Origin of the sequence: Achromobacter sp. JD-1, assembly GCF_038594925.1 — a bacterium.
Taxonomy (GTDB): Bacteria; Pseudomonadota; Gammaproteobacteria; order Burkholderiales; family Burkholderiaceae_B; genus Achromobacter; species Achromobacter spanius_C.
Window position 1 is genome coordinate 277,529 of sequence record NZ_JBCGCS010000002.1, and the last position, 14,879, is coordinate 292,407.

The 14,879-nt window shown below is 64.2% G+C and carries 15 protein-coding genes; 9 read left to right on the forward strand and 6 right to left on the reverse strand.

The window, feature by feature from the left end; genetic code table 11:
* Positions 1-124: 124 nt before the first annotated feature.
* From WBR68_RS04525 to WBR68_RS04535, 3 genes are all read left to right on the forward strand, one after another.
* Positions 125-784 carry a response regulator gene (locus tag WBR68_RS04525; RefSeq protein WP_050447910.1) on the forward strand — a complete coding sequence of 220 codons (660 nt, stop codon included), beginning with the start codon at positions 125-127 and terminating at the stop codon, positions 782-784.
* Entirely contained in the window at positions 781-2,115 is a 1,335-nt protein-coding gene (locus WBR68_RS04530; protein WP_230693613.1) for an ATP-binding protein, read from the forward strand. Before WBR68_RS04525 ends, WBR68_RS04530 begins: the two co-directional genes overlap by 4 nt.
* 78 nt (positions 2,116-2,193) lie before the next feature.
* Positions 2,194-3,636, forward strand: a complete 1,443-nt coding sequence (locus WBR68_RS04535) for a DegQ family serine endoprotease (RefSeq protein ID WP_230693614.1) — start codon at positions 2,194-2,196, stop codon at positions 3,634-3,636.
* A 24-nt stretch (positions 3,637-3,660) separates the two neighbouring features.
* Here WBR68_RS04535 and maiA read toward each other — a convergent pair whose 3' ends face one another.
* The 3 genes from maiA to WBR68_RS04550 are packed head-to-tail and all read right to left on the reverse strand — an operon-like array spanning position 3,661 to position 5,807.
* Positions 3,661-4,305 (reverse strand): maleylacetoacetate isomerase, encoded by a 645-nt coding sequence (gene maiA / locus WBR68_RS04540; RefSeq protein WP_230693615.1) that lies wholly within the window; start codon positions 4,303-4,305, stop codon positions 3,661-3,663.
* 48 nt (positions 4,306-4,353) lie between these two features.
* The gene (ispH, locus tag WBR68_RS04545; protein WP_230693616.1) at positions 4,354-5,331 is read right to left on the reverse strand and encodes a 4-hydroxy-3-methylbut-2-enyl diphosphate reductase; all 978 of its coding nucleotides are present in this window, start codon (positions 5,329-5,331) and stop codon (positions 4,354-4,356) included.
* Positions 5,331-5,807, reverse strand: coding sequence for an FKBP-type peptidyl-prolyl cis-trans isomerase (locus tag WBR68_RS04550; protein ID WP_083447433.1), 477 nt, complete (start codon positions 5,805-5,807; stop codon positions 5,331-5,333). The genes ispH and WBR68_RS04550 overlap by 1 nt, the downstream gene beginning before the upstream one ends.
* A gap of 49 nt (positions 5,808-5,856) precedes the next feature.
* Between WBR68_RS04550 and radC the strand changes: the two genes are divergently transcribed.
* The 6 genes from radC (at position 5,857) to WBR68_RS04580 (ending at position 12,082) form a co-directional block, all read left to right on the forward strand.
* Positions 5,857-6,534: a RadC family protein gene (gene radC / locus WBR68_RS04555; protein WP_050447903.1), complete on the forward strand. Its 678-nt coding sequence runs from the start codon at positions 5,857-5,859 to the stop codon at positions 6,532-6,534.
* A 130-nt stretch (positions 6,535-6,664) separates the two neighbouring features.
* On the forward strand, positions 6,665-7,291 hold the full coding sequence (gene kynB / locus WBR68_RS04560; RefSeq protein WP_006218257.1) for an arylformamidase: 627 nt from the start codon (positions 6,665-6,667) through the stop codon (positions 7,289-7,291).
* 185 nt (positions 7,292-7,476) lie between these two features.
* A complete protein-coding gene (gene kynA / locus WBR68_RS04565; protein WP_050447902.1) occupies positions 7,477-8,325 on the forward strand; it encodes a tryptophan 2,3-dioxygenase in 849 nt (282 codons plus the stop codon).
* A 238-nt stretch (positions 8,326-8,563) separates the two neighbouring features.
* Positions 8,564-8,830, forward strand: coding sequence for a type B 50S ribosomal protein L31 (locus WBR68_RS04570; RefSeq protein WP_050447901.1), 267 nt, complete (start codon positions 8,564-8,566; stop codon positions 8,828-8,830).
* A gap of 124 nt (positions 8,831-8,954) precedes the next feature.
* The gene (locus tag WBR68_RS04575) at positions 8,955-10,685 is read left to right on the forward strand and encodes an ArnT family glycosyltransferase (protein ID WP_050447900.1); all 1,731 of its coding nucleotides are present in this window, start codon (positions 8,955-8,957) and stop codon (positions 10,683-10,685) included.
* Positions 10,682-12,082 carry an MATE family efflux transporter gene (locus WBR68_RS04580; protein WP_230693617.1) on the forward strand — a complete coding sequence of 467 codons (1,401 nt, stop codon included), beginning with the start codon at positions 10,682-10,684 and terminating at the stop codon, positions 12,080-12,082. Before WBR68_RS04575 ends, WBR68_RS04580 begins: the two co-directional genes overlap by 4 nt.
* Before the next feature lie 63 nt (positions 12,083-12,145).
* Here WBR68_RS04580 and paaK read toward each other — a convergent pair whose 3' ends face one another.
* The 3 genes from paaK to paaG all read right to left on the reverse strand — a co-directional run bounded on the left by paaK (position 12,146) and on the right by paaG (position 14,867).
* Positions 12,146-13,465, reverse strand: a complete 1,320-nt coding sequence (gene paaK, locus WBR68_RS04585; RefSeq protein WP_050447898.1) for a phenylacetate--CoA ligase PaaK — start codon at positions 13,463-13,465, stop codon at positions 12,146-12,148.
* Between the two features lie 143 nt (positions 13,466-13,608).
* Entirely contained in the window at positions 13,609-14,079 is a 471-nt protein-coding gene (paaI, locus tag WBR68_RS04590) for a hydroxyphenylacetyl-CoA thioesterase PaaI (RefSeq protein WP_050447926.1), read from the reverse strand.
* Positions 14,079-14,867, reverse strand: coding sequence for a 2-(1,2-epoxy-1,2-dihydrophenyl)acetyl-CoA isomerase PaaG (gene paaG / locus WBR68_RS04595; protein ID WP_127183818.1), 789 nt, complete (start codon positions 14,865-14,867; stop codon positions 14,079-14,081). The genes paaI and paaG overlap by 1 nt, the downstream gene beginning before the upstream one ends.
* Positions 14,868-14,879: the final 12 nt, after the last annotated feature.

The window sequence follows — 14,879 nt, forward strand, 5'->3', positions numbered from 1 at the left end:
CCTCTCGGGCTGCTTTTTTCATTTCCGCGCCAGAACATTTCTTGCTCACTGGCCCGCTTGGGAACTCCCCCCGCCCGCCGCGCATCCAACTTGCTGGATTTCATTCAGCAAAGCGAAGACCACCATGCGCATCCTCCTTGTCGAAGACGACCTCATGATCGGTGAAAGTGTGCTGGATTGCCTGCGCGCGGAACACTACGCCGTTGATTGGGTCCGGGACGGCAACGCCGCCGAATTGGCGCTGCGCACCGACACCTATGATCTGATCCTGCTGGACCTGGGTCTGCCCAAGCGCGACGGCCTGGCCTTGCTGCGCGACCTGCGCACGCGCAAGGACCGCACTCCAGTGCTGATCGCCACCGCCCGCGACGCCGTCAGCGACCGCATTGCGGGGCTGGACGCGGGTGCCGATGACTACATCGTCAAACCCTATGACGTGGATGAGTTGCTGGCGCGCATGCGCGCCCTGATCCGCCGCAGCGCCGGCCGCGCTGAACCCGTGTTCGAACATGACGGCATCACGATCGACCCACAGGCACACGCCGCGATGGTGGACGGCACACCCGTGGCGCTGACGGCCCGCGAGTGGGCCGTGCTGGAACCCCTGATCTCGCGCCCCGGCATGATCTTTTCACGCGCGCAACTGGAAGAAAAACTCTACAGCTGGAAAGACAGCGTCAGCAGCAACGCGGTTGAGGTTTATATTCATGGCCTGCGCAAGAAACTAGGCTCGGACTTGATTCAGAACGTCAGAGGCGTCGGCTATGTCATTCCTAAAACATGAGCATCAGGCTTAGCGGTTCACTACGCGCCCGCCTGCTTTTTTTTCTGCTGGCCGCCATTGTGTTCGGCGCGCTGGCGCAGGGCGTAATCGCCTATCGCAGCACGCTGGCTCAGGCCGACGATATCTTTGATTCGCTGCTGCAGCGCACCGCGCTGTCACTGGGCACGGGCGACGGCCTGCTCAGCACCGGCCCCACCCATAGCCGGGGTGCCGCCACACCCATGGCCGACGACCTGATCATCCAGATCTGGACCCCGGACGGCTTGCGCGTCTTCAATTCCCGCTCTCGCCGCCCCCTGCCCGACCAGATCGTGCTGGGCTTTTCCGATGCGCGGATGGAAGGCACCACCTATCGCGTGTATTCGCTGGCGACCCCCTTCCAGGTAATCCAGGTGGCGCAGGACATGGCCGTGCGCAAACACATGGCGCGTGAACTCGCGCTGCGCACCATCGCCCCCATTGCGGCAGCAGCGCCGTTGTTGATGCTTATCGTCTGGTGCGTGGTCAGTTGGTCCTTGCGGCCGGTCAAGCGCGCGCGTGCGCAGGTGGCGGCGCGCCAGCCCGAAGACCTGTCGCCCGTCAATGTGCAAGGGCTGCCCGATGAAATCCGCCCGCTGATTTTGGAATTGAACCTGCTGCTGGAGCGCATGCGCGGCGCTTTCGCCCAGCAGAAACAGTTTGTGGGCGACGCGGCCCACGAGCTGCGCTCGCCCTTGGCGGCGCTGCGGCTGCAATTGCAGGCGTTGCAACGCGCGGGCGACCCGGACACGCGCCAGGTTGCCGAACAACGCCTGGCAGCCGGCATTGACCGCGCCACCCGGCTGGTCGAGCAACTGCTGTCCATGGCCCGCCACGAAAGCGCCGCGGAACGGACGCCAGCCGGTCCCGTGGACTTGGCCGATGTACTGCGCCAGGCCGTGTCGGAAATGCTGGTGCAGGCCAATGCAAAGTCGATCGCCATCGACCTGGAAGGCGCGCCCGATGCTCGCGTGCAGGGCCATCACGACGCGCTGGTCTTGCTGGCCCGCAATCTGCTGGACAACGCCATCAAGCACTCGCCCGCTGGCGGACGCATCCGGCTCCGCCTGGAGGCGTTGCCAGACAAAGTGCTTGTCCTGATCGACGACGAAGGCCCCGGCATTCCGCCCGCCGAACGCGAACGCGTATTCGACCGCTTCTATCGCGCCGAGGGCAATACGCAGCACGGCAGCGGGCTGGGGCTGTCGATCGCGCGCGCCATTGCCGATCAGCACGGCGCCCAGATTCTTCTTGAGGACGCGCCGGGCGGCCAGGGTTTGCGCGCCCGCGTGGAACTTCCGCTTTCGCGTTGATCAGGCCGTTTTAAGATTCCCCTAAGTGTCAGGCCCGAAGATAGCGCCATGTCCTCAAACATGAACGCAGGAGCCGACATGAAGACCTCGCAACTGAAACCCTCGCGCCTGATGCTGGCGCTGCTGGCCGCTGGCGCCATTGGCGGCGCTGGCGCAACCGCCGTGATGGGCGGCGTGTCGATGGCGGCCAACGCGCCGACCGCGATCGCCGCCCCGCAATCCATCAACACCTCCAGCCCCCCCAACTTTGCGCAGATCACCCGCGACTTTGGGCCGGCCGTCGTCAACATCAGCGTCAGCGGCACCCGCAAGGTGTCGGCCGATGAAGATGATCCCTTTGCCCAGTTCTTCGGCCAGATTCCGGGCGCGCGCGGCGGCATGCCGTCGCGTGAAGTACCGATGCGCGGCGAAGGCTCGGGCTTCATCATCAGCAATGACGGCATCATCCTGACCAACGCGCACGTCGTGCAGGACGCCAAGGAAGTCACCGTCAAGCTGACCGACCGCCGCGAATACAAGGCGAAAGTACTGGGCGCCGACCCGCAGACCGACGTGGCCGTGATCAAGATCGACGCCAAGAACCTGCCGGTGGTCAAGGTGGGGGACGTCAACCAATTGCAGGTGGGTGAATGGGTGCTGGCCATCGGCTCGCCGTATGGCCTGGAAAACACCGCCACCGCGGGCATCGTCAGCGCCAAGGGCCGTTCGCTGCCCGACGACACCTCCGTGCCCTTCATCCAGACGGACGTAGCGGTCAATCCGGGCAATTCGGGCGGCCCGCTGTTCAATGACCGGGGTGAAGTCGTGGGCATCAATTCGCAGATCTACAGCCGCACCGGCGGCTTCCAGGGCCTGTCGTTCTCGATTCCCATCGACGTGGCCTACAAGATCAAGGACCAGATCCTGGAGCACGGCAAGGTGCAGCATGCGCGTCTGGGCGTGACGGTACAGGAAGTGAATCAGGACCTGGCCAATTCGTTCAAGCTGGAGTCGCCGTCGGGCGCGCTGGTGTCCAGCGTGGAGAAAGGCAGTGCCGCCGCCAAGGCCGGCCTGCAACCCGGCGACGTGGTCAGGCAGATCAACGGCAAGACCATCGTGTCCTCTGGCGACCTGGCATCGATGATCACCCTGGCCTCGCCCGGTGAAAAGATCAAGCTGGACATCTGGCGGGCGGGCGCCCCGAAGGAACTCGTCGCCACGCTGGGCGGCATCCCCAAGGACAAGACGCAGGCGTCCGCCGGCGATCAGGAAGTGCAACGCGGCCAACTGGGCCTGGCGCTGCGCCCCCTGAGCCCGCAGGAACAGCAGGCGTCAGGTACCGAAGGTTTGCTGATCGAGCGCTCTGCCGGTCCGGCCGCCAAGGCGGGCATTGAACCGGGTGATGTGCTGCTGTCGCTCAATGGCGTGCCGGTGCACAACATCGGGCAAGTGAAGGAAGCGCTGTCCAAGGCGGGCAAGACCGTTGCCCTGCTGGTACAGCGCGGCGAAGACAAGATCTTCGTGCCGGTGCAGATCGGCTAAGCCCCCCCTGCCCGCTTCCCGGGTTTACTCCGCGTCGGGCTGCTTGCCCGGCGCGGCGTCTGCAAAAGCCGGCAGTTCGCGGCAGGCGGCATCGATGCGCATCACGTTCGGCATGGCTGAAAGGTCGCAGTCGAAACGCTGCGCATTAGCCACCTGCGGCACCAGGCACAGGTCGGCGATGGTCGGCGTGTCGCCGTGGCAAAAGCGGCCCGTGGCGCTGGAACGCGCCAACTGAGCTTCCAGGGCTTCCAGGCCTTGTTGCACCCAGTGTTTGTACCAGGCGGTCTTGGCCGCTTCGTCCACGCCCAGCGTGTGCTTCAGATACTTCAGCACGCGCAGGTTGTTCAAGGGATGCGTGTCGCACGCGATGCCTAGCGCCAGATCGCGCACTCGCGCGCGGCCAATCGCATCGGACGGCAACAGCGGCGTCTGGGGATGCGTTTCTTCCAGATATTCGATGATGGCAAGCGATTGGCCGATGACGGCCTCGCCATCGATCAGGGTCGGCACCAGCGCCGTCGGATTCAGCTTGCGATACCCGTCCGACAACTGTTGGCCGCCATCCTTCATCAGATGCACGGGCAGATATTCGTAGGTCAGGCCCTTCAGATTCAGGGCGATGCGCACGCGGTACGCAGCCGAGCTGCGGAAATAGCTGTACAACTGCATGAAGTCTCCTTGATGTTTTTCCCGGCGCCGCGCACAAGCGGCGCCTGCCTATTCCAGCGATTCCGTCTGCGCGGCCTTGCGCGACAAGCCCTTGGGCAACGGAAAGGCCACATTCTCTTCCAGGCCAGGCATGGTGCGCACCGACACCGCGCCCAATTCCTTGACGCGGTCGATCACCTGCTGCACCAGGACCTCAGGCGCAGACGCGCCGGCCGTCACACCAATGCGCTTGCGGTCGACCAGCCACGCCGGGTCAATGGAGTGCGCACCGTCAATCAGGTATGACGCCACGCCCTTGCGCTCGGCCACTTCGCGCAGGCGGTTGGAGTTCGAACTGTTCGGGCTGCCCACGACCAACACCAGGTCACACTCGGGCGCCATCACCTTGACCGCATCCTGGCGGTTCTGCGTGGCATAGCAGATATCGCTTTTCTTGGGTTCGACAATGCTGGGAAAGCGCGCCTTCAGTGCCTGCGATACCGCCGCCGCGTCATCCACCGACAAGGTCGTCTGCGTGACGTAGGCCAGGTTTTCAGGGTCATTGACCTGCAGGCTCGCCACGTCGTCCACGGTTTCGACCAGATACATGCCGCCTTGCGCCTGCCCCAGCGTGCCTTCGACCTCGGGATGGCCCTTGTGACCGATCATGATGATCTCGCGGCCGGCGGCGCGCATGCGAGCCACTTCAATATGAACCTTGGTCACCAGCGGGCAGGTGGCGTCAAACACCTGCAGCCCGCGCGACTCGGCCTCCGCCCGCACCGCCTTGGACACACCGTGGGCCGAGAACACGACGATGGCGCCAGCGGGCGCGTCGTCCAGTTCGTCGATGAAGATCGCGCCCTTGGCGCGCAGGTCTTCCACCACATAGCGGTTGTGGACGATCTCATGGCGCACGTAGATCGGGGCGCCGTGCAGTTCGATCGCGCGCTCGACGATGTCGATGGCGCGGTCCACGCCGGCACAGAAGCCGCGCGGCTGGGCCAGCACGACTTCGGCGTCGGAGGCGGTAACGGCCTTGCTCATCAGAGAACTCCCAGCAGCGCCACGTCCAGTTGCAAGCGGACGCCCGCAAGCGGATGGTTGAAGTCGAACAACGCCGACTCATCGTTGATTTCTTTCAGCACGCCCGAATAGCGTCCGCCGTTGGGCGCAGTGAATTCCACCAGGTCACCGGGTTCGAACGTCGCATCGGCGCCCGCGTGCTCGGCCAGCATCGCGCGCGTGACCCGTTGAATCAGCTCGGGATTGCGGTCGCCATAGGCGTCCGCCGGCTCCAGGGTGACGCTGAACTTTTCGCCTTCGGCATGGCCGATCAGCGCAGCTTCCAGGCCGGGCGCCCACTGGCCGCTGCCCATTTGCAGCGTGCCGGGACGGCCGTCGAACGTGTTGGTGAACACCGAGTCCTTGCCAGGACCGGACGCAAGCGTGATTCGGTAATGCAGCGTCAGGTAGGAATCCTGACGGACAAAAACGTTCACTTCGTTAGAGGCGATGCTCAAGATCTGCCACCGTATGGATATTGGATAAACCCTGATTTTAGAGCCTCTTATGAAATTGTCTGTCCGGCTGGTCAAACACGAGCGTCCCCGTGAACGATTGTTGCGCCACGGCGCCGGTGCGCTCCAGGATGCGGAGCTGTTGGCGCTGGGCCTGCGCACCGGAATTCCCGGCCTTAATGTGGTGGATCTGTCCAACCGGCTGCTCGAGCGCTTTTGCGGCTTGCGCGGACTTTTGGGGGCCACACCCGAAGAACTCATGACCGTTCCCGGCCTGGGCGCCGCCAAGGCCTGCACGCTAGCCGCCTTGCTGGAACTGGCCCGCCGGGCCATAGAGGAAGACCTGACCCGGCCCCATTCCCTGCGCCACCCGGCACAGGTGAAACAATATTGCCTGACCGCGCTGGGTCATCGGCGCGTGGAACACTGCATTGCCCTCTACCTGGACAACCAGTTGCGCGTGATTGCCACGGGCGAACTGGCGCGCGGCACGCTGTCACAGGCATCGGTTTACCCGCGTGAGGTCGTGCGCGAGGCCTTGCGTCACCACGCGGCTGCACTGATCGTCGCCCATAACCACCCTTCGGGCCTGGCCGAACCCAGCGCCGCTGACCGTGGCTTCACGCAGCAACTGAAGCAGGCCTTGGCGCTGGTGGACGTCAAACTCGTCGATCACCTGATCGTGGCCGGCGCGGCGGTTATCTCCATGGCTGAATTGGGTGGCGTTTAGCGAGTACCCCGACAGGGACTTGCCCAGCACGCCACGCACCGGATTTCGTTAGACTGCCGGCAAGAATTGCTTTAGGCTTTAACCTATTCCGCCTTGGCGCGACCTTTTCCCAGACACGAAAACGCTTCTGATGAAACGCTTGTGGGACATCTCCCCGCCCGTCTCCACGGCGTCGCCCGTTTTTCCCGGTGACACGCCGTACCGCCAGCAATGGAAGTGGTCGCTTACGCCCGGTTGCCCGGTCAATGTCAGCGAGATCACACTGTCGCCGCACATCGGCGCGCACGCGGATGCCCCCTTGCACTACCAGAACGGCGCGGCTGCCATCGGCGCCGTGTCGCTGGAACCTTTCCTGGGCCCCTGTCGCGTCATCCACGCGATTGATTGCGGCCCGCTCATCACCACGGACCACCTGGCCCACGCGGCCCTGAACCTGCCACCGCGCGTGCTCGTGCGTACCGCCAAACACGCGGCGCAAGACTGGTGGACCGACGACTTTTCGGCTTACGCGCCCCAAACCATCGAATGGCTGGCCGAACGCGGCGTCATGCTGATCGGCTTGGATACCGCCAGCATCGACCCCGCGTCCAGCAAGACCCTGGACAGCCACCACACGATCTTGCGGCACGACATGCGGGTACTGGAAAATCTGGTGCTTGACGACGTGCCCGAAGGCGATTACGAGTTGATCGCCCTGCCGTTGGCGCTGGTCCAGGCCGATGCCAGTCCGGTTCGCGCCGTCTTGCGCGAACTGTAGGCTGGTCCGCTGGCCCTCGGGCGGGCGCCCTCAACCGGCCCCGCCCGTCTTGAAAGACGCACGATCATGAACATCACCCTTGATCACACCATGGCGCTTGCTTGCGCCCGCACCCGCGCGCCTGGCTGGCGCGCGCTGCCCGCCTCGGCCCGCCGCGCCGCGCCCCCTTGCCTCGGAGGCCAAGCATGAGCTGCCCGCACCGCCCCGAAGACATCGTCCACCAGGAAAAAGCGCAGCTGGATTTCACGCGCGACATGACCTACGGCGACTACCTGCATCTGGATGAAGTGCTGGGCGCGCAGCACCCGCTGTCGCCCGAACACAACGAGATGCTCTTCATCATCCAGCATCAGACCAGCGAACTCTGGATGAAGCTGATGCTGCACGAACTGCGCGCGGCCATCGCCAACGTGGCGGCCGACCGGCTACAGCCCGCGTTCAAGATGCTGGCGCGCGTCAGCAAGATCATGGAGCAGTTGGTTCACGCCTGGGATGTGCTTGCCACCATGACACCGCCCGAGTATTCGGCGCTACGTCCCTATCTGGCGCGTTCCAGCGGGTTCCAGAGCTATCAGTACCGTCAGATCGAATTCCTGCTGGGCAACAAGAACGCAGCCATGCTGAAGCCCCACGCACACCGCGAAGACCTGCTGGCCCAGGTGCGCAGCGCCTACGACGCGCCCTCGCTGTATGACGAAGCGCTGCGCCTGCTGGCGCGCCATGGCGTGGAGGTGCCCGCCGACCGGCTGGAACGGGACTGGACGCAGCCATATGTATCGTCGGAAGGCGTGGAAGCTGCCTGGCTGACCGTCTACCGCGACACCGACCGCTACTGGGACCTGTATCAATTAGGCGAAAAGCTGACCGACCTGGAAGACGCCTTCCGCTTGTGGCGATTTCGCCACGTGACCACCGTGGAGCGCGTGATCGGATTCAAACGCGGCACGGGCGGCACATCTGGTGTGGATTACCTGCGCCGGATGCTGGACGTTGTGCTGTTCCCGGAAATCTGGAAGCTGCGCACCGACCTGTAAGCCCGGCCCTAATTTTCAGCCGCCCAGCGCACCGCGTTTGGGCCGCGTTGTACTGGCGTATCCGGAAAAACCCGTGCTAGAATTTGGGGTTACTTTTTGGATACGTGGCTGGAATTCTTGCGTGGGCGTTCTGTTTTGCATGACATAAGTTCATGGCATAACTGAACGGCATAACGCGTCCTGGCTGGCGACCCTACAACTTGAAAAAGACTCCTTAGCGAGTCCTGGGATAAGCACCATGAAAGAAGGCATTCACCCCGAATACCGCGAAGTCGTCTTCGCCGACCTGCAAACGGGCAACAAGTTCATCACTCGTTCGACCGTTCACTCGCGCGAAACCATTGAAATCGATGGCAAGACGTACCCGCTCTTCAAGTGCGACGTGACCTCCGAATCGCACCCGTTCTACACGGGCGCTCAAACGCGTATCGTCGAAACCGGCCGTGTGGAAAAGTTCCGCGCCCGCTTCGCCCGTACCGCTGGCACCGTCAAGTCCGCTTCCTGATCCTGTTGCTCCTGCGGGAGTCACAGCAAAAAGGCAGCCTTCGGGCTGCTTTTTTTTCCCCCCTAGCCGGCTTTTTACAGGTTGGGGGCTGGCGCAACCAGATCACTCGGTTACATTAACGCCCGTGTCCCCACTTTCTTTTTCCACTCCCGCCCGGCTCACCTCCGTGGCGACCGCAAAGCTCCCCAGACTGATTCTGCTGGGTTTGGCCCTGGCCTATATCGTGGCCGGCCTGTTCATGCGCGACCCGTGGAAAACGGATGATGCGGTTGGTTTGGCCACCATGATCACGGCGATCCGCGAAGGCGGCATCACCTGGTTGCTGCCGCAAGTAGGCCTGCTGGCCCATGCCGAAGAAGGCCCGCTGATCACCTGGGTGGGCGCCATCTGCATCTGGCTGTTCGGCCCCTTCATCGGCGACATCACCGCCGGCCGCCTGCCCAACCTGCTGTGGTTCGGCATCACCGCCGCCAGCGTCTGGTACGGCACTTACCTGCTGGGACGCCGCACCGAAGCCCAACCACTGGCCCTGCCCTTTGGCGGCGAGCCCGAACCGCGCGACTACGGCCGCATGCTGGCCGACGCCGCCCTGCTATTGCTGCTGGCCACCGTCGGCATTCTTCAACGCACGCATGAAACCACGGTCGTGCCAGCCATCATGGCCTGCCAGGCGCTGGCCTTCTACTCGTTGGCGCGCAGTGTCGACCGGCCCTTCACCGGCACCACTACCCTGGGTATCGCGCTGGCCGCCAGCTTCCTGACGCGCGGCTGGGTCGGCGCCGCGCCCATCATGGTCGGCGCGCTGCTGGCCTTCTACCCGCGCAGCCAATTGTGGAAATGCAAGCGCTGGCTGCCTTGGGCGGCGCTGGTCACCGTTGCGCTGATCCTGGCCTGGTGGATCCCGGCCAGCGAAAGCAGCCAGTATTGGATCCGCAACTGGAAAACCTGGAACCTGTCGTCCTTTGCCCTGCCCTCATGGCACGACGTGGGCCGTACCCTGCGCGATCTTCCCTGGTATCTGTGGCCGACCTGGCCGCTGGCCCTGTTAGCCGCGTGGCGCTGGCGCGCCTGGATTTACGCGCCGCACATCTGGCTACCGCTGATGCTGCTGGTTTGCGCGGCAGCAGTGCTGTTTGGCCTGGAGGAAGCCACCGATTCCGAATACGTGCTGCTGGCGGTGCCGTGCGCGGTGCTGGGCGCGTTTTCGTTGCCGACTCTGCGCCGCGGCGTCGTCAATACGCTGGATTGGTTTGCCGTCATGTGTTTTTCGCTGACGGCCGCGACCGCCTGGTTAGGCTGGGTAGCGCTGCACTTCAACTGGCCCGCACAAATTTCCCGCAATATCGCCCGCCAGACGACCGGCTACGAGCCCGTCATCTCGTGGGGCGCTTTTACCCTGGCGGTGATCTTCACCGTGGCGTGGATCGCATTGGTGGTGTGGCGCCTGCGCGTGCGGCCGCAAGCCCTGTGGCGCGGCACCGTGCTGTCCGCCGGTGGCCTGACCGTAACGTGGATCCTGCTGGTGCTGCTGTGGCAACCCGCCGTGGACTACGCACGCAGCTACCGCACCGTCTCGGGCCAACTGGCCCAGGCACTGGCGCAACACACCCGGCCTGGCGAATGCGTGCGCGGCTTGAGCCTGGGCAGTGGCCAACGCGCTTCGTTCCTGATCTTCAATAATCTCAGCTTCACCTTCGACGCGAAGTGCACGCTGATCTTGCAACAGACCAACAACCAGAGCCTGCGCGACAACACCGCCGCATATAGCGATGGCGCATCCGTGCTGTGGCAGGGCGGCCGCCGCGCCGACCGCCAGGAAGTGTTCCGCCTGCTGAGAGTCGGCCCCAACCGATGACCCCCGTAAACACGGCGCCGATGTCATTCGGCGCCACCCTGCGCGGCATCGCCCGGCAGGCCTGGCCAGTGCTGATCAGCCAGTGGGCCGGCATTTCGTTCGGCGTCCTGGACACCGCCATGACGGGCCATTCCAGCGCCAGCGACCTGGCCGCGATGGCCCTGTCCGCATCCATCTACATCACTGTTTTCGTGGGCCTGATGGGCGTGGTGCACGCGCTGATCCCGATCCTGGCCCAGCATTACGGCGCTGGCAACAACGACGAAGTCGGCCGCAGTTGGGGCCAAGGCGTCTGGCTGGCGCTGGGCCTGTCCGTCGTAGGCGCGGTGTTGATGCTGTTCCCGGACGTGTGGCTGTCGATGTCGGGGGATGTGGCGCCTGGCGTACGCGAACGTATCGGGTCTTATTTACAGGCGCTGGTCCTGGCGCTGCCCGCCGCGTTGGTGTTCCGCACCATCTACGCACTGGGCACGTCGGTATCGCGGCCAAAGCTGGTCATGGCGATCAATCTGTCGGCCATCGCCTTCAAGGCATTCTTCAACTGGCTGTTCATTTACGGCAATCTGGGCCTGCCCGCCATGGGCGCCACTGGCGCCGGGTTGGCGACCGCGGTGGTTTCGTGGATGAGCCTGGGCCTGGGCCTTTGGGTGATCACGCATGACCGCTTCTACCGGCGCTTCAATCTGCGCGTCGGCAGGCCCGACTGGAAAACGCTGAAGGAACTGCTGCGCCTGGGCATCCCCATGGGCGGCTCCTACCTGGTGGAAGTGTCGGCCTTTACCTTCATGGCCCTGCTGGTGGCGCGTGAAGGCACGTATGTGACGGGCGGGCACCAGATCATGTCGAACCTGGCCGCGCTGTGCTACATGATGCCCATGGCGCTGGGCGTGGCAACCGCCGCGCTGACCGCGCAGGCGATCGGCGCGGGCAATCTTGCCCATGCGCACCGCACCGGCATGGCCGGGCTGGCGCTGGGGCTGATGGGTGCACTGCTCACCGCCTCCGTGCTGCTGGTGGGCCGCCCGCTTATCCTGGCGGCCTATACGGATGACATTGGCGTGGCGGCCGTGGCCACGACGCTACTGGCGGTCTTGCCCCTGTTTCACTTATTCGATTCCATGCAGTGCATCAACTCGTACCTGCTGCGCGCCTACAAGGTGGCGGTGGTGCCCCTGCTGTTGCAGGTGGTGGCATTGGCGGGCGTGGGCCTGGTGGGTGGCTGGTGGTTCGGCTTCGGCCCGGGCCGTGGTGGCCTGGACAGCATCCGCAACGTGCTCTTGCCCGGCTCGCCCGAAGGCGCCGGCAGCATGTGGTTGATGGCAATGGTGGGCCTGGCGCTTTCCGCCATCCTGCTGCATATCTGGTACCGGCGCATCGTACGGGCCTTGGCACGGTAATGCCCGATGAACCAAAAAAAGCAGCCCGAAGGCTGCTTTTTTGTTGCGCCGCATACGTCGCTGTCAGACCACCTTCGGACGCTTGTCGATCACACGACGCGCCTTGCCCGTCAGCGTGCGTTCCACGTGGCCCGCATCCGACACCTGGATGCGCGCGCTGACGCCGATGTGCGTCTTCACCGCATGCTGCAATTGCTTGCCCAGGTTGTTGCGCTCGGCATCCGACAGGCCCGAGAACTCTGCGCGCACTTCCGTCAGGATCTCAAGCTCGTCCATATTGCCGGTGCGTGACAGCACCAACTGGTAGTGTGGCGCCAGTTGCGCAATCTTCAGCACCAGCTCTTCCACTTGCGTCGGGAACATGTTCACGCCCCGCACAATCAGCATGTCGTCGCTGCGGCCGGTGATCTTGCCGATGCGGCGCATGCTGCGCGCGGTGGGCGGCAACAGACGGGTCAGGTCGCGCGTGCGGTAGCGGATGATGGGCATCGCTTCCTTGGTCAACGACGTGAACACCAGTTCGCCCGGTTCGCCGTCGGCCACGGGCTCGCCGGTGTCGGGGTTGATGATCTCGGCATAGAAATGGTCTTCCCAGACCACCGGGCCGTCCTTCGTTTCCACGCATTCGCTGGCCACGCCCGGCCCCATCACTTCCGACAAGCCATAGATGTCGACCGCATCGATACCGGCCTCGGCCTCGATGTCGGCACGCATCTGCCCCGTCCAGGGCTCGGCGCCAAAGATGCCGATACGCAGCGAGCTTTGACGCGGATCAATGCCCTGGCGCCGCTGTTCTTCGAGAATATTGCAGAAATAGGAGGGCGTGACCATGATGATGTCCGGACGGAAATCATTGATCAGCTGCACCTGCTTTTCAGTTTGCCCGCCCGACATCGGGATGACCGTGCAACCCAGGCGCTCGGCGCCGTAATGCGCGCCCAGGCCGCCCGTGAAGAGGCCGTAGCCATAGGCGATGTGCACGGTGTCGCCGGGCTTGCCGCCGGCCGCTCGGATCGATCGCGCCACCAGGTTGGCCCAGTTGTCCAGGTCGCCCTTGGTGTAGCCCACCACCGTCGGCTTGCCCGTGGTACCGCTGGACGCATGGATGCGCGAAATGCGCTCGCGCGGCACCGCGAACATGCCGAACGGGTAGTTGTCGCGCAGTTCCTTCTTGGTCGTGAAAGGAAACTTGGAAATATCGGACAACTGCTTCAGGTCATCGGGATGCACACCCGCTTCGTCGAACGCTTTCTTGTAGTGCGGGACGTTGTCGTACGCATGCTTGAGCGACCACTTCAGGCGCTCAAGCTGCAGCGCGCGCAGTTCATCCTCGCTGGCATGCTCGATGGGGTCCAGCCCCGGCTTGCTCATGGTGTTGGACATGGTTATCTCTCTCCTGAAATTCTTTTTACGCCGGTCTGGATGGCACGCGGGGTTCTCGTCCCGCGCTGCTGCCACCCTGCCGTTGGCCTTGGCTTTGACTTTGCTTGGATGACGACGTTTCTATTGGCGTTGGAGTGTCATCCTCAGCCTTCGGCGGGAACCCCCACGATCTGGCCCTTGATGCGATAGGACCGCCCACGGAACAGGGCGACGTTGCGGCCGTCCTGGTTGGTGACGGTGACGTCATACACGCCCGTGCGGCCGGCCAGCGAGCGCTCTTGCGCCACGGCGGTCAGCAGGTCGCCTTCGAAACCCGGCGCCAGGTAATCGATGGTGCAGCCCGAAGCCACGGTGCTGACGTTGCGGGAATTGCAGGAGAACGCGAACGCGCTGTCGGCCAGCGCGAAGATGAAGCCGCCGTGGCAGGTCTTGTGGCCGTTCAGCATGTCGGCGCGCACGCGCATCGTCAGCCGCGCATAGCCAGGCGCCATTTCCTCGACCTTCATGTCCAGGCCCTGCGAGGCCGCGTCGCCCGCGTACATCACAGTGCCTACGGCCTGCGCAAGTTCCTGCGGATCGCTTGGCGCTTCAACGGGGGGAACGTGTACGCTCATCATTGCCCCTTGAATTGCGGTTCGCGCTTGCCCAGGAAGGCGGCAACGCCTTCCGCGTAGTCGGCGCTGCGACCCAGCTCACGCATCATGTCGCGCTCCAGATCCAATTGCGTCGCCAGGTCATTGCCCAGGCTGGCCTGCATGGCCTGCTTGGTGAACGCCAGGCCCTTGGTGGGCGCGGTCGAGAAGTGTTTGGCCAAGCGCTCAAGCGTGGCGTCGAATTCTTCATCCGCCACGCATTGCCAGATCAGACCCCATTCCTCGGCCTGCTTGGCGCTGAGCTTGTCGCCCAGCATGGCCAGGCCCATGGCGCGCGCGCGGCCCACCAGGCGCGGCAGCGCGAACGTGCCGCCGGTGTCGGGAATCAGGCCCAGGCGGCAGAACGACTGGATGAAATTGGCCGATGCCTTGGCGATGACGATGTCACCCGCGAACGCCAGGTTGGCGCCCGCCCCGGCCGCCACGCCGTTCACGCCCACCACCACGGGCATGGGCAAGGCGTTCAGGCGGCGCACCAACGGCGCGTAGAACTTGTCGACGGTTTCACCCAGGTCGGGCGGCGTGCCGTCTTCGGCGGGCTTGCGCTCGCTTAAGTCCTGGCCCGCGCAAAAGCCACGGCCCGCGCCGGTCAGCACCAGCACGCGCGCGCCTTCGGTTTCCACTCGCGTCAGCGCGTCGGCCACTTCGGCGTGCATGTTGGCCGTGAAGCTGTTCAGCTTGTCGGGTCGGTTCAGCGTCAGGCGGGCGATGCCGCCCGACAGGTCGAATTGAATATCCTGGTAGCTCATAAGCGTCGCCCT